Consider the following 23085-nt stretch of genomic DNA (forward strand, 5'->3'; position numbering starts at 1 on the left):
GCTCGCCGGGAGACCCGGCGAGCGCGATCTGCGTCGATCCTGCGGCGGGTCAGCGCTGGGCGCTGCCCTTGACGTCGGAGGCGGCGGACTGGCCGTGGTCCTTGACCTCGGAAGCAGCCGACTGGCCGTGGTCCTTGACCTCGGCGGCGGCGCCCTGGGCGTGCTCCTTGACCTCCGCCGCGGAACCCTGCGCGTGCTCCTTGACCTCCGCCACGGCGCCCTGGGCGTCCGAGCGGACGGTGTCGGCTGCACCGCGGGCGGTCTCGGCGACGGCCTGCGCCGCCCCCTTGGCCTGCTCCTGCACCGACTCGCGCACGTCGAGGACGGTGTCCTTGACCGCGTCGAGGGCGCCGGAGTCCTGCACCTTGTGCTTGGCGGCCGCGGCGACGTCGGCCTCCTTCTGGCTGGCGGGCAGCAGGGAGGCGATGAGCCAGCCGGCGCCGAAGGCCACCAGGCCGGCGGCCAGCGGGTTGCCGCGCGTCTTGGCCGTGGCGGCCGCCCGCGCGTCGCCGACCGAACCGGCCGCGGAGCTGGTGGCCGACCCGACGCCGTCCCTGGCCGAGGAGACGCGGTCGGCCACCGAGTGGCCCGCGCCGGAGACGCCGCCGGCCACCGAGTGGCCCGCGCCGGTGACGCGGTCGGCCACGGAGTGGCCCGCGCCCGAAGCGGCGCCGGCGACGTCGTGGGCGGTGCCCATGACGCGGTCGCGGACGCTGCCGACGGCACCGACGACGCGGTCCTTGGCGTGCTCCTTGGCGCGGTCGGCGACGTTGGAGGGGCTGAGGCGGTCGGTGAGCTCGTCGAGATCGGCGCTCAGCGACGACCGGGTCTGCGCGATCTCCCCCTCGAGCTCGCGGCTGCTCAGCTGCTGGTCGGGTGCTTCACCCATTGCGCGTCCTCCTTCAGAGTCACGGTGGTCCGCTCCAGCGGAGGCGGAACCTGCTTGAGGGCCTTCTGGCCGGACTTGGCGAGCACCGCCGCCACGACGCCCCAGACGACGGTCACGATGAGCGCCGCCCAGGCGTGGCCGATGAGGTGGCCGATGGCCAGGATCGCCAGGGCGGTGAGCGAGATGAGGAACAGGTGCCCGGCGACGCCGGCGCCCGCGAGCAGCCCCGCGCCGCGACCGGCGTTCTTGGCGTCCTGGCGCAGTTCCGTCTTCGCGAGCGCGATCTCCTGGCGGACCAGCGTCGACAGCTCGGTGGTGATGCTGGAGAAGATCTCGCCGATCGAGCGCTCCTGCCGCGGGGCACCGGCGCCGGTCTCCTCCGGCCCGGCGGCGTGCGAGCCCGAGGTCGGCGCGCTCACGGGCGGGACCCGTGCGCCGGGGCGTCGGACACCGAGGGGACGTCGCTGCGCAGGTGGTGCGGCAGCAGGTCCTCCTGGGTGTTCTCGCCGTAGACGTCGACGTCGTGCTGGACGCCCTGGTCCGCGTGCTGGCCCGCGTACTGGGTCCCGGTGCGCTGGCCCACCCCGAAGTCGGTGCCGTGGGCGGCGACCCCGGTGCCGACGCCGACCGGGGGCAGCCCGGCGGTGCCGTAGGTGGGGGTCGGGGCGGTGCTGAGGGGCTCCAGCTGCCGGCCGGTGCCGGCCGGGCTGTCGCTGGTGTGCGAGCTCGCGGCGCTCACCCCGCGGGTGGCGCGGCCGGCGAGGACGCCCGCGGCCAGCGCACCCAGCAGGAACGTGCCCGGCTTGCGGCGGGCGAAGCTGCGCACCTGCTCCAGCAGGTCGGTGGTGCTGCTGGACTCCAGGGAGGAGCCCCACGACGTGGCGCGCTGGCCCGCCTGGCGCACGAGGTTCGTGGCGACGCCCGAACCCTCGCTGCTGCGGCCCATCTGCGCCAGCTCGTCACCGGCGGAGCGCAGGAAGGCGGCGAGCCGCCCGCGCTGGGCCTCGGACTGCTCGTCGACCTGCCGGCGCAGCTCGCCCAGCAGGTCCATCGCCTGCGTCCTGGCCTCGGCCACGACCTCGCCGGCCTGCTCCTTCACGCTGCCGGCGACCGCGCCGGCCTGCTCCTGGGCGTGCCCGGCGACGGCGCTCGCCTGCTCCTTGGCGTGGCCGGCGACCGCGCCGGCCTGCTGCTGGGCGTGCCCGGCGACGTTCCCGGCCTGCTCCTTCGCGTGCCCCGCGACGTCCCCGGCCTGCTCCTTGGCCGTCGAGGCTGCCTCGGCCGCGCGGCCGCCACCGGAACCACCGGTGCTGCTGCTGTACGCCATGCCGTCCTCCTTCGTCGATGATCCGTGCGCCGGGCGGGTGGACCCGCCCGCGCACGAGCGGTTCACCGTTCACCCGGGTCTTCGACCGGTCAGCGGTTCGAAAGATCACCTACCCGCCCCTCCGCTGCTCAAACGTCCGATCGGTGCGCGGGACGGGACGGGCGCCGCCGGGAGCGTGCTCCCACCCGTTCAGCGGGTGCGGGCGGACCCTCCCGGTGCCGATCCCCCTGACGAGAGCGGTCGAGCGGAAGGAGGAGACGTGTCCCACCCGTCAGCGCAGGCACCGGCCCGCGGCAGCCGTCGGCGCGCCGCGGCGCACGTGCTGCTCCTGCTGCCCCCGGCGCTGTTCGTGCTCACCACGGTGCCGGGGGTCCGCGCGCTGCTGGGCACCGCGCCCGGCTACGACCCGTTCCTGGACGGCTTCCTCAACAACGCGGCCTACCTGTGCGCCGCGGCGCTGTGCGCCGTGCGCGCCCACCGCGGGCGCCGACCGCGCCGCGGCGGGTACCTGCTGGCCGCCGGGCTGGCCGTCTACGGCACCGGCAACGTCGTCTGGTCGCTGTTCGAGCGCGGGCCGTCGGCGTCCTTCCCCTCGGCCGCCGACGCCTTCTTCCTGGCCTCCTACCCGGTGACGTTCGCGGCGCTGGTCCTGCTGGCCCAGCGCCGGGACGCCCGGCACGGGCGCGCCCTGTGGCTGGACGGGGCCGTCGGCGCCCTCGCCGTGGCCGCCGTCGCCTCCGCGGCGCTCGTCGCCCCGATCCTGTCGGTGCAGGGCTCGTGGGCGGCGGTCGCCACGACCAGCGCCTACCCGGCGCTCGACCTCGCGCTGCTCCTCGTGCTCGCCGCGGTCGTCTCGCTGTTCGGCTGGCGGCCGCCGGCCGGGCTGTGGCTGGCGGCCGGCGGTCTGCTGCTCTTCGTCGTCGCCGACGTCGCCTACCTGTTCGCGACCGCCCTGGGCACCTACGTCTCCGGCGGGCCCGGCGACGGCGTGTGGGTGCTCGGCGTCGTGCTCACCGCGTTCACCCCCGGCTGGGCCGCCACCCCCGTCGGCCCGCGGATGCCGCCCTGGGCGCGCACGGCGCTCCCGCTCGCCTGCGCCGCCAGCGCGCTCGTCCTGCTCGTCGTCGACCACGTGCACCGGCTGCACCCGGTCACCGTCGCGCTGGCCGCCGCGACCGTCGCCCTCGCGCTGGCGCGGCTGGTGGACACCTACCGGCAGGTCAGCGAGCTCGCCGAGAGCCGCGAGCTGGCGCTGACCGACGAGCTGACCGGGCTGGGCAACCGGCGGGCGCTGTACCGCCGGGTCTCCGAGCGGCTGCACCGCGCACCGGCCGAGGAGGAGGTGGCGCTCGTGCTGCTCGACCTCGACGCGTTCAAGGACGTCAACGACAGCCTCGGGCACACCACCGGCGACGCCCTGCTGCACGCCCTCGGGCAGCGCCTGCAGCACGTGGGCGGCAGCGCCGTCCCCGCGGGGGCCGGTCCGCAGCACCGCGCGCTCGTGGTGCGGCTGGGCGGCGACGAGTTCGCCGTCGCGCTGTTCGGCGACTGCGCGCGGCAGGCGCACGCGGTCGCCGAGGCCGTGCACGCCTCGCTGCTGGAACCGGTCGAGCTCGACGGCCTGCAGGTGCGCGCCCGCGCCAGCATCGGCATCGCCGTGATGCCGGCCGCGGCCGCCGAGCCGGCGGCGCTGCTGCGCCAGGCGGACGTGGCGATGTACCACGCCAAGACGCGCCGGCTGGGCACCTTCACCTACGAGCTGGCCGTCGACGAGTTCGCCTCCGGCGACCGCTTCAGCACCGCCGAACTGCTGCGCACGGCCATCGACGAGCGGGCCCTCGCGCTGCACTACCAGCCGAAGGTGGACCTGCGCACCGGCCGCGTCGACAGCGTGGAGGCGCTCGTGCGCTGGCAGCACCCCACCCGCGGCCTGCTGTTCCCGGACGTGATCCTGCCGGTCGTCGAGGCGGCGGGCCTCATGGAGGACCTCACCACGGCCGTCCTGGAGCAGGCCGTGGACCAGGCCGCCGCGTGGCTGGCCGCCGGCCGCCCGCTGGCCGTGGCGGTCAACCTGTCCGCGACCTCCCTGGACGACGCCGGGCTGCCCGAGCGCGTCGCGGCGCTGCTGGCCTCCCGCTCGCTGCCGGCGCAGCTGCTCGAGGTGGAGATCACCGAGGACTTCCTCATGGCCGACCCCGAGCGGGCGCGCGGCATCCTCGACGGCCTGCGCCGGCGCGGGGTGCGGGTGGCCGTGGACGACTACGGCACCGGCTACTCCTCGCTGGCCTACCTGCGCCAGCTGTCCTTCGACGACCTCAAGCTCGACAAGAGCTTCGTCACCGACCTCGTCGTCGACGGCGTCGAGGACCCGCGCGCGCTGGCGATCGTCAGCTCCACCACCGCGCTGGCGCACTCCCTGGGCCTGCGGCTGGTGGCCGAGGGCGTGGAGGACGCCGCCACCTGCGCGGCGCTGGCCGCGGCCGGCTGCGACCTGGTGCAGGGCTGGCACTTCGCCAAGGCGCTGCCGGTGCCGGCGCTGGAGCGGTGGCTGGCCGCCCGCGACCGCGAGCCCGCCGGCGCCGCGGCGCCGACCCCCGTGCGCGGAACAGCGCCCGCCGGCGCCGGGTTGCCGCGGGGGTGAGCACCCCGCCGGACCCCCCGCCCGACCCCGCGCCCGTGCCGCTGTCCGTGCTGGACCTGTCGCCGGTGGCGTCCGGGTCGAGCGGCCCGGCGGCGCTGCGCGCCAGCGTGGAGCTGGCACGGGCCGCCGAGCGCTGCGGCTACCACCGCTACTGGGTCGCCGAGCACCACAACGCCCCCGGCACCGCGAGCGCCTCCCCGCACGTGCTCATCGCGACGGTGGCCGCCACGACCTCGCGCATCCGGGTCGGCGCCGGCGGGGTCATGCTGCCCAACCACTCGCCGCTGGCGGTGGCCGAGACGTTCCGGGCGCTGGAGGGGCTGCACCCGGGGCGCATCGACCTCGGCCTCGGGCGGGCACCGGGCACCGACGCCCGCGCGGCGCTGGCGCTGCGGGGCTCGCGCGAGGCGCTCGCCGCCGACGACTTCGACGAGCGGTTCGCGCAGCTGCTCGGCTTCGTCGACGGCTTCCCGCCCGGCCACCCGTTCGCCTCCGTCGCGGCCGCACCGGTGGACGTGCCGCTGCCGCCGCTGTGGGTCCTCGGCTCCAGCGAGCACGGTGCGCGCACGGCCGCGGCGCTGGGCACCGGGTACGCCTACGCGGGGCACTTCGGCACCGCCGACCCCGTCGCCGCGCTGCGCGACTACCGCGAGCGCTTCCGGCCCTCCGCGCGCCGCTCGCGGCCGCACGCCCTGCTGGCCGTGGCCGCGGTCGTGGCCGACAGCGACGAGCGCGCCCGGCAGCTGGCGGCGGCGAGCCTGCTGGCGACGGCCCGGCTGCGGCAGGGGCGCCCCGGGCCGCTGCCCAGCCCGCGGGAGGCGGCCGAGCACCGCTGGACGCTGCTGGAGCGCAACCTCGCCGCGCAGGCGCGCGAGCAGCTGGTCGCCGGCACCCCGGCGGAGGTGGCGACCCGGCTGCGGGAGCTGGTGCGGCGCACGGGAGCCGACGAGCTGGTGGTGGTCACGGCGGCGCACGACCCGGCCGAGCGGGTGCGCTCCTACGAGCTGCTGGCGCGCGCCTGGGGGCCGGCGGTCACGCCGGGTGCGGTCGACGACCCGGCGTCAAGCCGTCCGGGTGGAACCGTGCTCCGAACGGGTGAACACCTGTAACGCGCTCAGCCACCCGCGGTGAGCGGCCGATCTTCTAGACATGATCAGCCTCTCGAGCAGCGGGTGGGGCTCCCTGCAGGTCGTGCGGCCCGCCGAGGCCGCGCCCCGCGAACGCCCGTCCTCCGACGCGGAGGACCGGTCGCAGGACCAGCACGAGCGCGACGAGCGGGCCCGCCGCGCCCGCCCCGCCGCGGTGCGGCGCGCCGCCGCGGTGGACGGGCCGACCGGGGCCCCGGCACCGCCCGGGCGCCTGGACATCTACCTCTGAGACGCGCCCGGCTGCGAGGGGCGGCCGGCTCCGGGGCCCGCCGGCGGGGCAGCGCGGCGGGCGGGCGCGCGGAGCGGCAGGTGGTGGAGCTCCACCTCGTGCAGCCGGCCACCCGCGGCGATCGCCGTGAGGTAGGTGCACGTCGGCATCCGCCGGCGGTCCGTCGGCGAGCCGGGGTTGAGCAGCCGCAGCCCGGAGGGCGTCGTGGAGTCCCACGGGACGTGGCTGTGCCCGAAGACCAGCACGTCGCAGCGCTGCGCGTACAGGGCGTCGCAGCGGCGTTCGCGGCCGGGCGCCCCGCCGGTCTCGTGGACCACGCCGAAGCGCACCCCGCCCGCCTCGAACCGCGCGAACTCCTCCAGGTGCCGGCGCACGGGCGGGCCGTCGTTGTTGCCGGCGACGCCCACGAGGCGGCGGGAGCGCTCGCGCAGCGCGAGCACCGTCGCCTCGTCGCACCAGTCCCCCGCGTGCACGACGACGTCGGCGGCGTCCACGGCAGCCCACACCGGCGCCGGCAGGTCCTTGGCCCGCCGCGGCAGGTGCGTGTCGGAGACGAGCAGCAACCGCACGCCGCCCGCCCGCTCCGGCGACCGCTCCGGCGACTGGTCCACGGGGCCCCTCAGCTGAGCTGGCGCACCCGGACGGTCTCCGGCAGCTCCTGCAGCCGGCGCCCGACCTCGTCGGCGGCCGGGGCCGCGATGTCGGTGACGACGTAGCCGAGGTCGCCGCGGGTGGCCAGCTGCTGGGACTCGATGTTCACGCCCGCCCCGGCCAGCACCCCGTTGATGGCCGCCAGCACCCCGGGCACGTTGCGGTGCAGGTGGGCCAGCCGCACCCTGCCCGGCGAGGTCTCCGTCGCCAGCGCCGGCAGGTTCACCGACAGCGTCGTGGCGCCGTGCAGCGCGTAGTCGCGCAGCTTCGCGGCGACGAAGCGGCCGATGTCCTCCTGGGCCTCCTCGGTCGAGCCCCCCACGTGCGGGGTGAGGATGACGTTGGGCAGGCCGCGCAGCTCGGAGTCGAAGGACTGCCCGCTGCCCTTGGGCTCGCTGGGGAAGACGTCGATCGCGGCGCCGGCGATGTGGCCGGACTCCACGTGCCGGCGCAGCGCGCCGTGGTCGACGACGAAGCCGCGGGAGAGGTTCAGGAAGATCGAGCCCGGCCGCATGCGGGAGAACTCCTCCTGGCCGAAGAAGCCGCTGTTGGAGCTGCGGCCGTCCACGTGCAGCGTCACGACGTCGGCGATCTCCAGGACCTCGCCCAGGCTGCCGCAGCGGCGCGCGTTGCCCAGCGCCAGCTTGTCGGTGGTGTCGTAGAAGAAGACGCTCATGCCCAGCGCCTCGGCGACCACCGACAGCTGCGAGCCGATGTTGCCGTAGCCGACGATGCCCAGCCGGCGCCCGCGCACCTCGTGCGAGCCGGTGGCGGACTTGTCCCACACGCCCTCGTGCATGGCGCGGTCCTTGACCGTCAGCCGGCGCGTCAGCGCGATGATCTCCGCCAGCGCCAGCTCCACGACGCTGCGGGTGTTGCTGTAGGGGGCGTTGAAGACCGCCACGCCGTGCGCGGCCGCGGCGAACAGGTCGATCTGGTTGGTGCCGATGCAGAAGGCGCCGACCGCCCGCAGGTCCGGCGAGGCCTCGAGGACCCTCGCGCTCACCTGGGTCTGCGAGCGGATGCCCAGCAGGGACACCCCGGCCAGCCGCTCGACGAGCTCCGCCTCGTCGAGGGCGCCGGACGCCGTCTCGACCTCCCAGCCGGCCTCGGACAGCAGCGCCTCGGCGTCGGCGTGGATGTTCTCCAGCAGCAGCGCACGGCCCTTGCGGGTCGGCGCGGTGTCGGGGGCGGGCACGGCTCCTCCTGCTTCCAGCGGACGGGTTCTCGCGGGGCCAGTCTGGCGCACCGCGGACGTGGCGCGGACCACGCCCGCCGCCACCGCTCAGGCGGCGGCGACGGCCTCGTCCACCGGGCGCTCGCCGCCGACGAGCTCCAGCACGCGCGCGGGCGCCGGCCCGGCGTGCAGCCGGTCGAGCAGGCCGGCGCACACGGCCGCCACGTCGGCGCGCGGCACCGCACCGCGGGGCACCGACGGCGCCAGCAGCACGCGGCCGGTGGGCTCGTCGTCGGTGAGCGCCCCCGGCCGCAGCACCGAGACCAGCAGCCCCTCGCGGGCCAGCAGGTCCTCCTCGGCGGCGAGCTTGGCGCGCAGGTAGGCCGCGAACACCTCGTCGACCCCCTGGGGGGTGGCGCCCGCGCGCACCGCGTCGACGCCGTACGAGGAGACGAGCAGGTACGCCGGCACCCCGGCCGCCTGCGCCGCGTCGGCCAGCAGCACGGCCGCGGCGCGGTCGACGGTGTCCTTGCGGGCCGCGCCGCTGCCCGGGCCGGCGCCGGCGGCGAAGACGACGGCGTCCGCCCCGCGCAGGTCGCCGGCGAGGTCGCCCGCCGCGACGGCCTCCAGGTCGCGCACCAGCGGGGAGACCCCGGCGGCGGTGAGCTCCTGCACGTGGGCGGGGTTGCGGACCAGTCCGAGGACCTCGTCCCCGCGGCCGGTGAGGCGGGCCGCCAGCAGTCGGGCGATCTGGCCGTGGGCTCCGGCGATGGCGATGCGCATGCGGCGACCGTAGGGCCGCGCGCCCGCGCGCGCACCGGCGGCCGGTGCGGCTAGAGCTCCTCGTCGACCAGGGTGGCGGCGTCGGGCAGGGCCTCCAGGCGCTCCTCGGGGATGGGCTTGCCGGAGACCACGGAGATGCCGTAGGTGCCCTCGTCGATGCGCCGCAGGGCGTCCTCCACGCTGTTCAGGCGGCGGCGCACGCCGTCGAGCAGCCCCTCCTCCTCCGCGGCCTGCTGCTCGTGCGCGCCGCGGTCGCCGAAGTCGGCCCCGCCCGCGGGGTCGTCGGAGTAGACGCCCCGCTCCAGCCGCGCGGTGATCCCCTCGATGCTGGCCCGCAGCTCCTGCTGCAGCGCCAGCAACCGCTCGCGCGCGACCTCGGTGTCCATGTGCGTGTCTCCTCGTCTAGGGGCCCCCGTGCGGGGCTCGTCCGTTCCTACCCTGCGGCTGCCGGTCCGGCACCACGGGGGCAGGGTGGCAGATCGTGCGCACCACCCCGGGCACCCTGGCCCGCCGACCGGTCGGCGAACCCGTCCCCGAGGACTCCGCCCCGGGCGTGCCGGGGATGACCGCGCGGGTCGGCCTGCTGCGGGGGGCCAGCACGGGGAAGACGGTGGCGCGCGCGGGCTCGCGCTGAACGCGGGCGGCGTGGCGGCGACCGGGTCCGCGGTCCATGCTGGTGCGGTGATCTCCGTCGATCTCGCGCTGCAGCTCAAGGACGCCGGCCTGGAGTGGCACCCGGCCTCCGGCGACCGCTTCGTCATCCCGCACCGGGACATGGACGACGACGTGTTCACGCTCAGCGACATGACCGTGGAGGTCCACGACCACCCCGGCGGGCGCATCATCGGCTTCAACGGCACCACCGAGTGGGCGCTGGACTCCGTGGACCAGCCGGAGGCCTGCTGGCTGCCGGCCGAGCACCAGCTGCGCGAGCTGCTCGGGGAGCGCTTCACCCGGCTGGAGCGGCGCGACGTCGGCGAGGCCGTGGTGCACCGGGTGCTGCTGCTCGACGAGCACGGCGCAGACGCCTTCGAGGCCGAGGACCCCTCCGACGCCTACGCGCGCGCCCTGCTGCACCACCTCTCCGGCGCCCGCGGCGGCACCAGCGGCAGCGCAGGGGCCACGACCGGCGCCTGAGCCGGAACCCGGACCGGGCCCCGGCTCGAGCGCCGCGCGTCAGGGCGTGCCCGGGTCCTCCTCGCGGCCGGCCAGGAAGCGCTCGAACTCCTCCCCCAGCTCGTCGGCCGTGGGCAGGAAGGCGCTGCCGGCCTCCGTCCCCCGGCCGGCGTCACCGGAGGCGTCGTACTGCTCCTCGAGGGCGCGCACCACCGCCGCGGCCTCCGGGGAGTCCGCCACCTGGGCGTCGACCTCCACGCGCGTGCGCGAGGCGGCCTCCAGCAGCTCCTGCACCGAGGCCGCGACGCCGGTGGCCCCGGAGAGGGTGCGCACGAGCACGGCAGCGGCGTCGGGGTACTCGTTGCCGGCGAGGTAGTGCGGCACGTGGGCGAGCACCGAGAGGACGTCGCGGCCCGCCTGCGCGCCGCGCAGCGCCAGCAGCGCCGCGGCGTGCCCGGGCACCTGGGCCTCGACGTCCCAGGTGCGGTACCCCTCGAGCAGCTCGGGCCGGCTCGCGCTGGCGGTCACCCCGCTGGGACGGGTGTGCGGCACGGCCGTCGGAGCCGCGTTGAGCACGATCGTCAGCCCGACGCCGAGGTCGTCCGCCAGCTGCCACACGGCGGCGGTGAAGCGCTCCCACTGCACGTCCGGTTCGGGGCCGGTGAGCAGCAGCAGCGAGGACCCCTCCTCGTCGTGCAGGCGGTGCAGCTGCAGGCGGGGGGCCTCGTAGTCGGTCCAGCTGGTGCCGCCGAAGGTCATGGTGGGGCGGCGGGCGCGGTAGTCGTGCAGCTGGTCGACGTCGAAGGTGGCCACGACCTCGTGGTCGCGGGTGCCCAGCAGGTGCTCCACCGCCAGGCGGACCGCGCTGCCGGCGTCGACGAAGCCGGACAGCGCGACCACGAGCGGCGGTTCCACGAGCACCGGGCGCTCACCCTCGTAGGAGTACAGGGATGCGGGATCCAGCATGGGGACATCATCCCCGCCCCCGGCGCGCCCGGCGGCCCGAGCAGGCGGCCGGTGGCGCGTCAGCCGCGGGCGGGCAGCGGCCGGTCGCCCTCGGCGAGCGCTGCGAGGGCGGCCTCGCGCTCGGTGCGCAGCCGCTCGATGGCCTTCTCGAAGTCGTCCAGGGAGTCGAACGCCTGGTAGACGGAGGCGAAGCGCAGGTAGGCCACCTCGTCGAGCTCCTGCAGGAACGGCAGCGTCGCCAGCCCCACCTGGTGAGCGTCGATCTCGGCGGCGCCCTGGGCGCGCACGGCCTCCTCGACGCGGTGCGCCAGCAGGGCGATGTCGTCCTCGCTCACCGGCCGCCCCTGGCACGCCTTGCGGACCCCGCTGGCGATCTTGGCGCGGCTGAAGGGCTCGGAGGCGCCCGAGCGCTTGGTGACCGTCAGGCTGGCCGTCTCCACCGTGGTGAACCGCTTGGAGCAGTTCGGGCACTGGCGCCGGCGCCGGATGGAGCTCCCGTCGTCGGTCGTGCGCGAGTCGACCACGCGCGAGTCCTCGTGCCGACAGAACGGGCAGTGCACCCCGACGTCCTCCCCCGGATCCGGCAGACAGGTGTGGTCCAGAGTGGACGGTACGTCGAGAGCGACACGCCGGGCAAGCGACACGCCGTCGGGCGCGTCACCGCACCCGCCCCCGGGCGGCGCGGGCGGGGGCGGGCCGGGGGGCACGAGCGGCTCAGCCGCGTGCCGGCAGGGTCAGCCGCTGACCGGCGCGCACCACCATCGTGGGCAGGTCGTTGACGTCGGCGATGCGCGTGGCGACCTCGCGCCAGTCCTCGTGCGGGGAGACGTCGGCGGCGATCTCCGAGAGCGTCTGCCCCGGCAGCACCGTGACCACGGTGGGCGTGGCCACCGGCTGCGCGTCGGCCGCGGCGCCGCCCAGGGCGCCCGCCACCGCCACGACCGCCGTCGTCACGAGCGTGGCGGCGGTGCAGGAGACCACCAGCCGCCCGCGGCGGGTCAGGCGCAGCGGCCGGCGGTCGGGGACGGGCGTGGCGAGCGGTGCCGCGAGCGCCTCGCAGCCGCCGCGGCGCCGGGCCGCGGCGGGACCGCCGCCGGCCCGTGCGGACCGGGCACCCCCGGCGACCAGGGCGAGCGGGCGCGACGCGGAGCGGGCGCGCGAGGGGGGCGCACCCCGGCGCGGGCGGGGCAGGCGCACGGCGTCGAGAGCGGGCTCGCACGGGACGAGGGTGAGGGCGGTGGTGCTCACGGGCAGGGACCTCCAGCTCGGGCGCCGCTTCGAACGGGTGTTCGAAGCGGCGGGCCTGTTCTACCACCGCCACGGCGGTGGTGCACGCCCCCGGCGGCTCTCGGCCGCTCCGGGGACAGGCAGCGCACGCTGCCACCGACCACCGACACGTGCGCCGACCTGCGACGACGCCGCGCAGCCCCCGCCGGCCCGCGCGAGCCGGGCCCCCGGCCGACCTCAGGAGGCGAAGCGGCGAGCGCTGCGCTCGCGGGCGCGCGCCGCCTCCACCTCCCGGTCCCTGGGCGGCGCGGCGGTCACGAGCTCGCCGAGCAGCTCGCGCGTCGCCGCCGCGACGGCCTCCACGGCGCGCTCGAAGGCGGCCTGGTTGCGCGCCGACGGCCGGGTGGTCCCGGCCACCTTGCGCACGTACTGCAGCGCCGCGGCGCGCACCTCCTCCTCCGTCGCGGCGGGCTCGAAGTTGTGCAGCTGGCGGATGTTCCGGCACATGGCGGGCACGCTACGCAGCCGGTGCGACACGCCACCTTCGAACAGGTGTTTGATCCTCCGGGGCGGGGTGGCTACCGTGACCGGGACCGGGCGCCGGGACGGAGCCCGGCGGACGAGCGAGCAGGGAGCAGACGTGGCCGACGTGCTGGACGGGACCGACGACGCCGCCGACGCGGACGGGACCGCGCCCACCGCCGCCGTCGCCTCGGTGCACCAGTTCCCCGACACCCCCTTCGGCCCCGACGGGCTGACCGCCCGCCAGCGCCGGGTCCTCGCCGCCATCACGGAGTGCGTCGAGGCGCGCGGCTACCCGCCGAGCATGCGGGAGATCGGCCAGGCGGTCGGCCTGACCAGCCCCAGCAGCGTGGCGCACCAGGTGAAGACCCTCGAGCGGCTGGGCTACCTGCGCAAGGACCCGCGCCGGCCGCGGACCCTGGAGGTCGTCGCGCCGCCGCAGCCGCTGGGAACCTCCGACGACGGCGGCGCGCAGGACGAGCGTCCCGCCCCGCGCTACGTGCCCCTGGTCGGGCGCATCGCCGCCGGCGGGCCGATCCTGGCCGAGCAGCTCGTGGAGGAGGTCTTCCCGCTGCCGGCCCAGCTGGTGGGCACGGGTGAGCACTTCATGCTGCGCGTGGTCGGCGAGTCGATGATCGAAGCGGCCATCTGCGACGGCGACTGGGTCGTCGTGCGCCAGCAGCCGACGGCCGAGAACGGTGACGTGGTGGCCGCGATGATCGACGGGGAGGCCACCGTGAAGGTCCTCCAGCGCAAGGACGGGCACGTCAGGCTGATGCCGCGCAACCCGCTGTTCGAGCCCATCGACGGCGACGAGGCGACGATCCTGGGCCGCGTCACGGCGGTGCTGCGCAGCCTCTGAGGCCGCGCCCCCGGCGGGTCAGCGCCCGGCGGGGACCACCGGCACCACCGCCTCGACCGCGGCCTCCACAGCCAGCCGCGGCGAGGTGAGCACCGGCACGTGCAGGTCGCGCAGCAGCGGCGCCGCGTCGAGCATGCTGGCCTGCGCCAGGACGACGACGTCCACGGCCGGCTGCAGGGAGGCGACCGCTCGGCGGACGGCCTCGGCGACTCCCGTGGTGTAGGTGAGCAGGTCCCCGGACTCGAAAGCCGTCCACGTGTCGGTGCAGCGCACGTCGAGCAGCTGCACGTCGCGGCCGGTGTCGCGAGCGCACTCGCGCAGCAGCGGGAGCAGGGTGTCGGCGGCCTCGCCCAGCGAGGTCACCACCGCGATCCGCCGGCCCGCGAGCACGGCGGCCTCGGCCATCGGCCGGTCCACGCGCACGACGCGCACGCCCGTCCGGGCCCCGACCTCCTCGGCCAGCGCACCCGTCGTCGAGCAGGTGCACACGACCACCTCGGCACCCTCGGCGACCAGCCGGCGCAGGCGGTCGGCCATCGCCGGCCGCGCGGCCTGCAGCCCGTGCGAGCGGGCGGTCGCCAGCATGCCGGTGTCGACCAGGTGCCGGGCGGCGACAGAGTCGTCGCGCTCGGCGAGCAGGTCGCTGAAGGAGCGCACGTGCGCGTGCGCGGAGTGCAGGAAGCCCACGGTGGCCACGCGCCGAGGATGCCACCTCCCACCCGTCCCGTCAGCACCCTCGCGGGAGTCCGGCGGGGGAACGCCCCGGGAACGACCCGGTCGGCTCAACCGGCGCTGCTCGTCAGCCGTCGCAGCGCTTCCAGGGCGACCTCCGCGGAGGTCGTCGGCCAGAAGCCCGGCAGGCTCTCGCGCAGGAACCCGCCGTAGCGGGCGGTGGCCAGCCGGGAGTCCAGGACCGCCACCACGCCGCGGTCGCCCGCGGCCCGCACGAGGCGGCCCGCGCCCTGGGCCAGCCGCACGGCCGCGTGCGCGGCCGACACGGTGAGGAAGCCGTTGCCGCCCGCGGCGTCGACCGCCCGGGCGCGCGCCGACATCAGCGGGTCGTCCGGTCGCGGGAAGGGGATGCGGTCGATGACCACCAGCGAGCAGCTGGGGCCGGGCACGTCGACGCCCTGCCACAGCGAGAGGGTGCCGAACAGCGACGTGGCCGGGTCGTCGGCGAAGGCGCGCACCAGCTTGGGCAGCCGGTCGTCGCCCTGGCACAGCACCGTGCGCCCGGTGCGCGAGCGCACGGCGGCCGCCGCTTCCTCGGCCGCGCGCCGGGAGGAGAACAGCCCGAGCGTGCGGCCGCCGGCGGCCTCCACGAGCGCGGCCAGCTCCTCCAGGACGAGCTCGCCCGCCCCCGCCCGCCCCGGCGCCGGCAGGTGCCGGGCCACGTAGAGGATGCCCTGCTTGGCGTAGTCGAAGGGGCTGCCGACGTCCACGCCCGTCCAGGCCGTGCCGCCGCGCCCCCCGGCCGCGCCGTCGCTGCGGGCGCGCGCCAGGCCGAAGGCACCGGCGACCGCGTCGAAGGAGCCGCCGAGGCTGAGCGTCGCCGACGTCGCGACGACCGTGCGGTCGGTGAAGACCCGCTCGCGCAGCAGCCCGGCGACCGACAGCGGGGCGATGTGCAGCGACGGCGGCCGCGCGGCCGGGCCGGAGCCCGCCGTCACCCACGCCACGTCGTGACCGTCCGCGCCCTCTCGGCCGGCGTCCTCGGCCAGCCGCTCGGCCACGGAGAAGACCTCCTGCACGGCGGCGCGCGCCAGGTGCCGCGCGCCGCGGCCCTCGACGTCCTCCTTGTCCGCGCCGTCGGCGGCCTCCTTGAGGTCGCTCAGCGCGGTGCGCGCGGCGTCGCGCACGGCGACGACCGCGGCGGCCAGGGCGCCCGGCCAGCGGTCCAGGCGGCCCGGCGGCGCGGTCTCCAGCGCGCTCTCCAGGGCGACGGCGGCGTCGTCGAGCGCCTCGGAGACGATCCCGGCGGAGCGGCGCAGCCGGCGCGAGGCCGCCGAGAGCACGGTCGCGGACAGCTCCGCCGTCGCCACGGCCGTCACGCGGTCGGCCAGCTCGTGGGCCTCGTCGACGACCAGGACGTCGTGCTCGGGCAGCAGCTGGCCGCCCTCGAGGGCGTCGATGGCCGTCATGGCGTGGTTGGTGACGACGACGTCGACCGTGCGCGCCCGCGCCCGGACCCGCTCGGAGAAGCACTCGGCCGCCACGGGGCAGCGCTGCGCGCCCAGGCACTCGCGCGCGGAGACGGACACCTGGCGCCAGGCCCGGTCGCTGACCCCGGGGTCGAGCTCGTCGCGGTCGCCGGTGCGCGTGGTCGCCGCCCAATCGCGCAGCCGCACGACCTCGCGGCCCAGGCGCCCGCCGTCGGCACCGCCGGCCTCCGCGGTGGGTGCCGACACGTCGAAGAGGGCCGCCTCGTCGGCCGGGAAGCCGCCGTCGAGCTTGTTGCGGCACAGGTAGTTGGCCCGCCCCTTGAGCAGCTCCCAGGTGGGTTCGCGGTGCAGCACCGGCGCCAGCGCACCCGCCAGCCGCGGCAGGTCGCGGTCCACCACCTGCGCCTGCAGCGCCAGCGTCGCCGTGCTCACCACGACCGCCCGCTCGGCGTGCACGGCGTGCGCGACCGCCGGCACCAGGTACGCCATCGACTTGCCCGTCCCGGTGCCCGCCTGCACCAGCAGGTGGCGGCGGGTGCGGATGGCGTCGGTGACCGCCCCCGCCATCCGCGCCTGCCCGTCGCGGCGCTGACCGCCGAGGGCGTCCACCACGCGCTCGAGCAGCTGCGCGGCCTCGTGGCCGTCGACCTCCGCCTGCTCGACGACGTCCTCGGTGCTCGGTGCGCTCACGGGTCCATCCTCTCGCGCGGCACCGACACGACCCGCCGCACGGAAGCAGCCCCCCACCGCTGCGGCAGCGGTGGGGGGCTGTGGGGACGGCGCCGACGGCCCGGCGGGACCGGGCCGGCGCCGCCTCAGGCCGTGCGCGCGGAGCGGTACTGGTCCAGCTCGGCGGCCAGCCGCGGGCGCACGCGGGCCAGCATCCGGGTGCCCGCCGCGGTGTGCTCCTCGGAGAGCACCTGACCGGTGGTGTGCACCCGGTGGACCAGCTCGCCGCGGTCGTAGGGCACGCACACGTCCATCTCGACGTCCGGCACCGGCAGCATCTCGGCGATGCGCGCCAGCAGCTCCTCGACGCCCTGGCCCGTGCGGGCCGAGACGGCGACGGCACCGCGCTCGCGGCGCAGCAGCCGGTCGACGACCTCCGGGTCGGCGACGTCGGCCTTGTTGACCGCCACCAGCTCCGGCACGTCCTGGGCCCCGACGTCGGCCAGGACGGCGCGCACGGCGGCCAGCTGCCCCTCGGGGTCGGGGTGCGAGCCGTCGACGACGTGCAGGACGACGTCGGACTCGGCCACCTCCTCCAGAGTGGAGCGGAAGGCCTCCACGAGCTGGTGCGGCAGCGAGCGGACGAACCCGACCGTGTCGGCCAGCGTGTAGGGGCGCCCCTCGGGTGTCTGCGCGCGCCGGACCGTCGGGTCCAGCGTCGCGAAGAGGGCGTTCTCCACGAGGACGCCCGCACCCGTGAGCCGGTTGAGCAGCGAGGACTTGCCCGCGTTGGTGTACCCGGCGATCGAGACCGCCGGCACCGCGCGCGCCACCCGCAGCGAGCGCTTGGCGTCGCGGGCGGTGCCCATGCCGCGGATCTCGCGACGCAGCTTGGCCATCCGCGTGCGGATGCGGCGGCGGTCCAGCTCGATCTTCGTCTCACCGGGACCGCGCGAGCCGATCCCCGCACCGCCGGCGACGCGACCACCGGCCTGGCGGGACATCGACTCGCCCCAGCCGCGCAGGCGCGGCAGCAGGTACTCCAGCTGCGCCAGCTCGACCTGCGCCTTGCCCTCCCGGCTCTTGGCGTGCTGGGCGAAGATGTCCAGGATCACGGCCGTCCGGTCGACGACCTTCACCTTGACGATGTCCTCCAGGCCGCGGCGCTGCGAGGCCGACAGCTCGCCGTCGCAGACGACGGTGTCGGCGCCCTCGGCGGCGACGAGGTCGGCCAGCGCCGCCGCCTTGCCGGCCCCCAGGTAGGTGGCGGGGTCGGGGGTGGAGCGCCGCTGCAGGACGCCGGCGAGGACGTCGGAGCCCGCGGTGGCGGCCAGGGCGGACAGCTCCTGCAGGGAGACCTCGGCCTCCTCGCGGCTGGAGTCGGCGCTGGACCACACCCCCGCCAGGACGACGCGCTCGAGGCGCAGCTGCCGGTACTCGACCTCGGTGACGTCGGTCAGCTCGGTCGACAGGCCGGCGGCCCGGCGCAGGGCGCGGCGGTCGGCGAGGTCGAGCTGGTCGCCGTCGAGGTCGGTGTGCCCGTCCTGCCGCCCGTCCGCGCGGCCGGGACCCTCGTGCTCGTGGTCCAGGGCGTCGGCGCCGTGCCCGCGCAGGATGCGCTCGACGGCTCGGTCGAACTCGCGGTCACGCTCGGTGCGGGTCGCGGCGCTGTCCTGGTCGGCGACGACGTCGCGGTCGTGCTGGAGCTCCGCGGACTGCGGTGTCGCGGGAGCGGGGCGGTGGTTCATGGACCTCCTCGGTCGTGCCGGCCGGTCGATCTGACAGGTCCAGCATCCCTTCCAACGACGTGCGGGGCGACGGTATTTCGCCACCGGTGCCCGCGTGTCGCCGCCGGGCGGGCGTCGGGCCGTACCCTGCGGGCGTGGTCCAGACCGACGGTGAGCACTACTTCACGGCCCGGCCCGCGACCGCCGACGAGCGGCGCGAGGTGCCGGTGCAGCTGGCCGGGCGCACGGTGACCGTCCAGACGGCGCGCGGCGTCTTCAGCGGCGAGCGGCTGGACCCGGGGACCTCCGTGCTGCTGCCGCTGATCACCGACGGCGACGCGCCGGGGGACGTCCTGGACCTGGGCTGCGGCTGGGGCCCGATCGCCCTCACGCTGGCGCTGCGCCGCCCGCACCAGCGCGTGCACGCCGTGGACGTCAACGAGCGGGCGCTGGACCTGGTGCGGCGCAACGCCGAGCGGCTGGGGGTGGCCGTGCGGGCGCAGCTGCCCGACGAGGTCGACGAGGGCCTGCGCTTCACCGAGATCTGGTCCAACCCGCCCATCCGGATCGGCAAGCCCGCCCTGCACGCCCTGCTGCAGCGCTGGCTGCCGCGGCTGGCCCCGGGCGGCACGGCGCACCTGGTGGTGCAGAAGAACCTGGGCGCCGACTCGCTGCACCGCTGGCTGGAGCAGGGCGCGGTGCCCGGTACGAGCACGACGCGGACGGCGACGGCGAAGGGGTTCCGCGTGCTGTCGGTCAGCCGGCCGGCGTGAGGCGCGGGGCCAGCAGCGCCGGGGCGATCGTCCCCGAGGCCACGAGCACGGCCGGGCCGGTGAGGTGCACCGTGCCCGCGACGGCGCTGGAACCCTCCCCCACCGTCACGAGGAGCTGACCGCCGGGGACCTCCACCCGCCACACGTCCGGGGCTCCCGCCCCGGCCCAGGCCCGGGTCGCCAGCGCGGCCGCGCAGGCGCCCGTGCCGCACGAGCGCGTCTCGCCCGAGCCGCGCTCGTGCACGCGCATCCGCACGTCGCCCACGTCGGCGACGGAGTTCCCGGTCGTGTCCACCCCGAACTCCGGCACCACGAGCTCCACGTTCGTGCCGGCGGGCGGCACGGGCTCGACGGAGGGCGCGCGCGTGAGGTCGGCCTGCTCCAGCTCGCCGTCGTCGGGCAGCGCCACGACGGTGTGCGGGTTGCCGAGGTCCACCGACAGCGCGGGGCGCGCGACGCCGTCCAGGCCGGGCACGTGCACGAGGGCGTCCGAGCCGGCGCGCAGCGCGGCCTCGCCGCCGACCAGGCGCCAGGCGCCCATGTCGGCGGTCCAGCGCCCGTCGGCCTCGCGGCGCACCCGCTTCAGGCCGGCGCGGGTGCCCACGGGCACCCACCGGCCGTCGCCCGCCTCGGCGGGCAGGTGACCGCCGGCGAGGAGGAACTCGGCGAAGACCCGCACGCCGTTGCCGCACATCTCGGCCAGCGAGCCGTCGGCGTTGCGGTAGTCCATGAACCACTCGGCCCGGCCGGCCAGCGCGGCACCCTCGGCGATCGCAGCGGTGCGCACCGCGCGGACCAGCCCGTCGGCGCCGATGCCCGCACGGCGGTCGCAGACCGCGGCGACCTGCGCGGGGTCGGGGTCCCAGGAGCCGTCCGGGTCGGCGACGAGGACGAAGTCGTTCTCGGTGCCGTGGCCCTTGACGAAGGCGACGCCCTCGGTCGCGGCGGCGGCGGACGGCTGGGTGCTCACGCGGGCGATGCTACGGGCAGCGCCGCCAGCACCCGGCGCGCCAGGTCGGCGGGGTCGGCGCCGTCGGGCGCCTCGATCCAGCGCACCCGCGGGTCGCGGCGGAACCAGGACTCCTGCTTGCGCGCGAAGCGGCGCGTCAGGCGGGCCGTGAGCTCGACGGCCTCCGCCGGCGTGCAGCGCCCGTCGAGGGCGTCCAGCGCCTGCGCGTACCCCAGCGCGCGCGAGGCGGTGCGGCCCTCGCGCAGGCCCCGGCCCTGGAGCCGCTCGACCTCCTCGAGCAGGCCGCCGGCGAACATGCGCTCCACCCGGGCGTCGATGCGCGCGTCGAGCTGCTCGCGCGGCACCGCGAGGGCGACCTGGACGGCCGGCCGCACGTAGCGCTGCTCGGGCAGCGACGCGGCGAAGGGCCGTCCGGTGATCTCACCGACCTCCAGCGCGCGCACGACGCGCCGCCCGTTGGTGGGCAGGATCCGCGCCGCCGCCTCGGGGTCGCGCGCGGCCAGCTCGGCGTGCAGCGCCGGGGCCCCCCGCTCGGCCAGCGCCGCCTCCCACCGGGCCCGCACCCGCGGGTCGGTGCCCGGGAAGCGCAGGTCGTCCAGTGCCGCGCGCACGTACAGCCCGGAGCCGCCGACGAGGACGGGCACGCCGCCGCGGGCGGTGACCTCCTCGAAGGCGGCGCGCGCCGCGCGCTGGTAGGTGGCCACGTCGGCGGGTTCGGTGACGTCGAGGACGTCGAGCAGGTGGTGCGCCACCCCCTGCCGCTCGGGCGGCGTCAGCTTCGCCGTGCCGACGTCCATCCCGCGGTAGAGCTGCATGGCGTCGGCGTTGACGACCTCGCCGGCGCGGCCGGTCCGCTCGGCCAGCAGCCGGGCCAGGGCGACGCCCACGTCGGACTTGCCGGTGGCGGTGGGGCCGACGATCGCGAGGAGAGGTTCCGGGTGGCCCACGCACGCATGGTGGCAGACAGTGGTGCGCACCCGTTCGCCCCTCGCCCGCCGCTCGTGGCGCTCGCGCGGGGGTGGAGCGCACCGGCGCGGGCTGGTAGGACGGGCGGCAGCAGCAGCGACCAGGGAAGGAAGCACTCGTGGGCACCATGCAGTTCTTGAAGGGCAAGCTGACCGAGGCCGCCGGCCAGGCGTGGGAGGTGGCCGACCAGGCCCGCGGCCGCGTCGGCTCGTTCGCCGCCGAGCACTCCTCGACCGCGGGCGGGGCGATCGACAAGGCGGCCTCGTTCGTCAACGCGCGCACCGAGGGCAGGTACGCCGACAAGGTCGTGCGGGTCGGCGAGTTCGCCCGCAAGGGCGTCGACCTGGTGGCCGAGCAGGCCAAGTCCTCGCCGTGGGCCGGTGGCGGCACGCCGATGCGCGGTGGTGCGGGTGGCGACGGCACACCGATGAGCGGCCCGCGCCGCTGAGGCGCCCCCGCCCGCAGCACCCGCCCGCACGCAGCGCAGCACCGACCCGGAGGTGATGGCATGACCATCCCGACCCCGCCGCCCACGCCGCCCACGCCGCTCCCGCCGAGCCCGGTCCCCCAGCCGGGGACGCCGGGCGAGCCGCTGCCCGACCCGGGCCCGGTGCCCGGCCCGGAGCCGGTGCCGCAGCCGGCGACACCGCCGGCCAAGTAGCACCTGCGGGGGCCGGGTCCTCCTGCTGCGCGCAGGAGGACCCGGTGGTGCCCTCAGCGCACCCGGATCGCGGGCAGCCCCAGGCTGACCGGCCGCGGACCCGCCTCGGCGGCGGGCTCGGGCCGGGCCTGGCGCGCCTGCCAGGCGTCGCCGGCGCGGGTGCGGCGCACCGCGAAGGCGCTGGTGTCGTCGGCCTCGAGGTAGTGCGGCGCCCCGCGGGTGATCGTGACGGTCGCCACGTCGCCCGGGCGGGGCACCTGCGCGCCCTGCGGCACCGCGAAGTGCACGAGGCGGTTGTCGGGGGCCCGGCCGGAGAGCCGCTGCGTGCTGGCGTCCTTGCGCCCCTCGCCCTCGGCCACGAGCACCTCGAGGGTGCGGCCCGCCTGCGCCTGGTTCTCCTCCAGGGTGATGCGGTCCTGCAGCGCGGTGAGCCGCTCGTAGCGCTCCTGCACGACGGCCTTGGGCACCTGCTCGCCCATGGTGGCGGCCGGGGTGCCGGGGCGCGGGGAGTACTGGAAGGTGAACGCGGAGGCGAAGCGGGCCTGCTCGACGACGTCGAGGGTCTGCTGGAAGTCCTCCTCGGTCTCCCCGGGGAAGCCGACGATGATGTCGGTGGTGATCGCGGCGTCCGGGATGCTCGCGCGGACCCGGTCGATGATCCCCAGGAAGCGCGTGCTGCGGTACGAGCGGCGCATCGCCTTCAGCACGCGGTCCGAGCCGGACTGCAGCGGCATGTGCAGGCTGGGCATCACGTTCGGCGTCTCGGCCATGGCGTCGACGACGTCGTCGGTGAAGCTGGAGGGGTGCGGGCTGGTGAAGCGCACGCGCTCCAGCCCCTCGACGCCGCCGGTGGCGCGCAGCAGCTTGCCGAAGGCGAGCTTGTCGCCGAACTCCACGCCGTAGGTGTTGACGTTCTGCCCGAGCAGGGTGACCTCGAGGACGCCCTCGCCCACGAGCGCCTCCACCTCGGCCAGCACGTCGCCGGGGCGGCGGTCCTTCTCCTTGCCCCGCAGGCTCGGCACGATGCAGAACGTGCAGGTGTTGTTGCAGCCGACGGAGATGCTCACCCAGGCCGCGTAGGGCGACTCCCGGCGGGTGGGCAGCGTGGAGGGGAACGTCTCCAGCGACTCCAGGATCTCCACCTGCGCCTGGGCGTTGTGGCGGGCGCGCTCGAGCAGCACCGGCAGCGACCCGACGTTGTGGGTGCCGAAGACGACGTCGACCCAGGGGGCCTTGCGGACGATCTCGCCGCGGTCCTTCTGGGCCAGGCAGCCGCCGACGGCGATCTGCATGCCGGGCCGGCGCTCCTTGACGGGGGCGAGGTGGCCGAGGTTGCCGTACAGCTTGTTGTCGGCGTTCTCGCGCACCGCGCAGGTGTTGAAGACCACCACGTCGGGTTCGACGGGAGCGCCGGCGCCGCCGGCCTCGTCGAAGCGGACGTAGCCGGCGTCCTCCAGCAGCCCGGACAGCCGCTCGGAGTCGTGGACGTTCATCTGGCAGCCGAAGGTGCGCACCTGGTAGGTGCGCGGCTGCTCGGCCGACGGCGCGCTGGTGGCGGTGGTCGGCCCGGTGGCGGTCGGCGTGCTCATCGCCCTCCAGGGTAGGTCACCGCGGGAGGC

Annotated in this window: 26 protein-coding genes; 9 read left to right on the forward strand and 17 right to left on the reverse strand. The window is 76.8% G+C overall.

The window, feature by feature from the left end:
- Positions 1–49: 49 nt before the first annotated feature.
- The 3 genes from ACRYM2_RS03770 to ACRYM2_RS03780 are packed head-to-tail and all read right to left on the reverse strand — an operon-like array spanning position 50 to position 2216.
- Positions 50–889 (reverse strand): DUF3618 domain-containing protein, encoded by an 840-nt coding sequence (locus ACRYM2_RS03770; RefSeq protein ID WP_432519994.1) that lies wholly within the window; start codon positions 887–889, stop codon positions 50–52.
- Positions 862–1308: a phage holin family protein gene (locus ACRYM2_RS03775; protein ID WP_432519995.1), complete on the reverse strand. Its 447-nt coding sequence runs from the start codon at positions 1306–1308 to the stop codon at positions 862–864. Before ACRYM2_RS03775 ends, ACRYM2_RS03770 begins: the two co-directional genes overlap by 28 nt.
- Positions 1305–2216, reverse strand: a complete 912-nt coding sequence (locus ACRYM2_RS03780) for an ATP synthase subunit B family protein (RefSeq protein WP_432519997.1) — start codon at positions 2214–2216, stop codon at positions 1305–1307. The genes ACRYM2_RS03775 and ACRYM2_RS03780 overlap by 4 nt, the downstream gene beginning before the upstream one ends.
- Before the next feature lie 259 nt (positions 2217–2475).
- Between ACRYM2_RS03780 and ACRYM2_RS03785 the strand changes: the two genes are divergently transcribed.
- The 3 genes from ACRYM2_RS03785 to ACRYM2_RS03795 are packed head-to-tail and all read left to right on the forward strand — an operon-like array spanning position 2476 to position 6234.
- Positions 2476–4857 (forward strand): putative bifunctional diguanylate cyclase/phosphodiesterase, encoded by a 2382-nt coding sequence (locus ACRYM2_RS03785; RefSeq protein WP_432519998.1) that lies wholly within the window; start codon positions 2476–2478, stop codon positions 4855–4857.
- A complete protein-coding gene (locus tag ACRYM2_RS03790; protein ID WP_432519999.1) occupies positions 4854–5966 on the forward strand; it encodes an LLM class flavin-dependent oxidoreductase in 1113 nt (370 codons plus the stop codon). The genes ACRYM2_RS03785 and ACRYM2_RS03790 overlap by 4 nt, the downstream gene beginning before the upstream one ends.
- Before the next feature lie 40 nt (positions 5967–6006).
- Entirely contained in the window at positions 6007–6234 is a 228-nt protein-coding gene (locus ACRYM2_RS03795; RefSeq protein WP_432520000.1) for a hypothetical protein, read from the forward strand.
- Here ACRYM2_RS03795 and ACRYM2_RS03800 read toward each other — a convergent pair.
- From ACRYM2_RS03800 to ACRYM2_RS03815, 4 genes are all read right to left on the reverse strand, one after another.
- Entirely contained in the window at positions 6225–6803 is a 579-nt protein-coding gene (locus tag ACRYM2_RS03800) for a metallophosphoesterase family protein (protein WP_432520090.1), read from the reverse strand. The two genes, ACRYM2_RS03795 and ACRYM2_RS03800, sit on opposite strands and share 10 nt — an antisense overlap.
- Positions 6804–6853: 50 nt before the next feature.
- Positions 6854–8083, reverse strand: a complete 1230-nt coding sequence (gene serA / locus ACRYM2_RS03805) for a phosphoglycerate dehydrogenase (RefSeq protein ID WP_432520001.1) — start codon at positions 8081–8083, stop codon at positions 6854–6856.
- A gap of 87 nt (positions 8084–8170) precedes the next feature.
- Positions 8171–8845: an SDR family oxidoreductase gene (locus tag ACRYM2_RS03810; protein WP_432520002.1), complete on the reverse strand. Its 675-nt coding sequence runs from the start codon at positions 8843–8845 to the stop codon at positions 8171–8173.
- A gap of 50 nt (positions 8846–8895) precedes the next feature.
- Complete coding sequence (locus ACRYM2_RS03815; RefSeq protein ID WP_432520004.1) at positions 8896–9231, reverse strand: TraR/DksA family transcriptional regulator; 336 nt, start codon at positions 9229–9231, stop codon at positions 8896–8898.
- Positions 9232–9326: 95 nt separating this feature from the next.
- Between ACRYM2_RS03815 and ACRYM2_RS03820 the strand changes: the two genes are divergently transcribed.
- Both ACRYM2_RS03820 and ACRYM2_RS03825 read left to right on the forward strand, forming a co-directional pair.
- On the forward strand, positions 9327–9479 hold the full coding sequence (locus tag ACRYM2_RS03820; protein ID WP_432520006.1) for a hypothetical protein: 153 nt from the start codon (positions 9327–9329) through the stop codon (positions 9477–9479).
- 47 nt (positions 9480–9526) lie between these two features.
- The gene (locus tag ACRYM2_RS03825) at positions 9527–9982 is read left to right on the forward strand and encodes a pilus assembly protein CpaE (RefSeq protein WP_432520007.1); all 456 of its coding nucleotides are present in this window, start codon (positions 9527–9529) and stop codon (positions 9980–9982) included.
- Positions 9983–10021: 39 nt separating this feature from the next.
- On the opposite strand, the gene ACRYM2_RS03830 is transcribed toward ACRYM2_RS03825, so the two are convergent.
- The 4 genes from ACRYM2_RS03830 to ACRYM2_RS03845 form a co-directional block, all read right to left on the reverse strand.
- The gene (locus ACRYM2_RS03830; RefSeq protein WP_432520009.1) at positions 10022–10927 is read right to left on the reverse strand and encodes a proteasome assembly chaperone family protein; all 906 of its coding nucleotides are present in this window, start codon (positions 10925–10927) and stop codon (positions 10022–10024) included.
- 59 nt (positions 10928–10986) lie between these two features.
- Positions 10987–11487 (reverse strand): transcriptional regulator NrdR, encoded by a 501-nt coding sequence (gene nrdR / locus ACRYM2_RS03835; RefSeq protein ID WP_432520010.1) that lies wholly within the window; start codon positions 11485–11487, stop codon positions 10987–10989.
- 154 nt (positions 11488–11641) lie between these two features.
- A complete protein-coding gene (locus ACRYM2_RS03840) occupies positions 11642–12175 on the reverse strand; it encodes a hypothetical protein (RefSeq protein WP_432520012.1) in 534 nt (177 codons plus the stop codon).
- Positions 12176–12391: 216 nt separating this feature from the next.
- Entirely contained in the window at positions 12392–12661 is a 270-nt protein-coding gene (locus tag ACRYM2_RS03845; protein WP_432520015.1) for a DUF2277 domain-containing protein, read from the reverse strand.
- A gap of 133 nt (positions 12662–12794) precedes the next feature.
- Between ACRYM2_RS03845 and lexA the strand changes: the two genes are divergently transcribed.
- Positions 12795–13538: a transcriptional repressor LexA gene (gene lexA, locus ACRYM2_RS03850; protein WP_432520016.1), complete on the forward strand. Its 744-nt coding sequence runs from the start codon at positions 12795–12797 to the stop codon at positions 13536–13538.
- A gap of 18 nt (positions 13539–13556) precedes the next feature.
- Here lexA and ACRYM2_RS03855 read toward each other — a convergent pair whose 3' ends face one another.
- The 3 genes from ACRYM2_RS03855 to hflX form a co-directional block, all read right to left on the reverse strand.
- On the reverse strand, positions 13557–14234 hold the full coding sequence (locus ACRYM2_RS03855; RefSeq protein ID WP_432520018.1) for an aspartate/glutamate racemase family protein: 678 nt from the start codon (positions 14232–14234) through the stop codon (positions 13557–13559).
- 86 nt (positions 14235–14320) lie between these two features.
- Positions 14321–16390 (reverse strand): ATP-dependent DNA helicase, encoded by a 2070-nt coding sequence (locus ACRYM2_RS03860; protein ID WP_432520019.1) that lies wholly within the window; start codon positions 16388–16390, stop codon positions 14321–14323.
- A 125-nt stretch (positions 16391–16515) separates the two neighbouring features.
- Entirely contained in the window at positions 16516–18117 is a 1602-nt protein-coding gene (gene hflX, locus ACRYM2_RS03865; RefSeq protein ID WP_432520020.1) for a GTPase HflX, read from the reverse strand.
- Between the two features lie 134 nt (positions 18118–18251).
- On the opposite strand from hflX, the gene ACRYM2_RS03870 reads away from it, so the two are divergent.
- Positions 18252–18869, forward strand: coding sequence for a class I SAM-dependent methyltransferase (locus ACRYM2_RS03870; protein ID WP_432520022.1), 618 nt, complete (start codon positions 18252–18254; stop codon positions 18867–18869).
- On the opposite strand, the gene dapF is transcribed toward ACRYM2_RS03870, so the two are convergent.
- Together dapF and miaA are read right to left on the reverse strand one after the other, a co-directional pair.
- Positions 18853–19848: a diaminopimelate epimerase gene (dapF, locus tag ACRYM2_RS03875; protein WP_432520091.1), complete on the reverse strand. Its 996-nt coding sequence runs from the start codon at positions 19846–19848 to the stop codon at positions 18853–18855. The genes ACRYM2_RS03870 and dapF overlap by 17 nt on opposite strands.
- Entirely contained in the window at positions 19836–20786 is a 951-nt protein-coding gene (gene miaA / locus ACRYM2_RS03880) for a tRNA (adenosine(37)-N6)-dimethylallyltransferase MiaA (protein ID WP_432520024.1), read from the reverse strand. The genes dapF and miaA overlap by 13 nt, the downstream gene beginning before the upstream one ends.
- Positions 20787–20932: 146 nt before the next feature.
- Between miaA and ACRYM2_RS03885 the strand changes: the two genes are divergently transcribed.
- Both ACRYM2_RS03885 and ACRYM2_RS03890 read left to right on the forward strand, forming a co-directional pair.
- Entirely contained in the window at positions 20933–21253 is a 321-nt protein-coding gene (locus ACRYM2_RS03885; protein ID WP_432520093.1) for an antitoxin, read from the forward strand.
- A gap of 60 nt (positions 21254–21313) precedes the next feature.
- Positions 21314–21466 carry a hypothetical protein gene (locus ACRYM2_RS03890; RefSeq protein ID WP_432520025.1) on the forward strand — a complete coding sequence of 51 codons (153 nt, stop codon included), beginning with the start codon at positions 21314–21316 and terminating at the stop codon, positions 21464–21466.
- A 53-nt stretch (positions 21467–21519) separates the two neighbouring features.
- Here the strand turns inward: ACRYM2_RS03890 and miaB are convergent, their stop codons facing one another.
- Positions 21520–23055, reverse strand: coding sequence for a tRNA (N6-isopentenyl adenosine(37)-C2)-methylthiotransferase MiaB (gene miaB / locus ACRYM2_RS03895; protein ID WP_432520027.1), 1536 nt, complete (start codon positions 23053–23055; stop codon positions 21520–21522).
- Positions 23056–23085: the final 30 nt, after the last annotated feature.

The organism is Kineococcus aridisoli (assembly GCF_050871885.1).
Taxonomy (GTDB): Bacteria; Actinomycetota; Actinomycetes; order Actinomycetales; family Kineococcaceae; genus Kineococcus.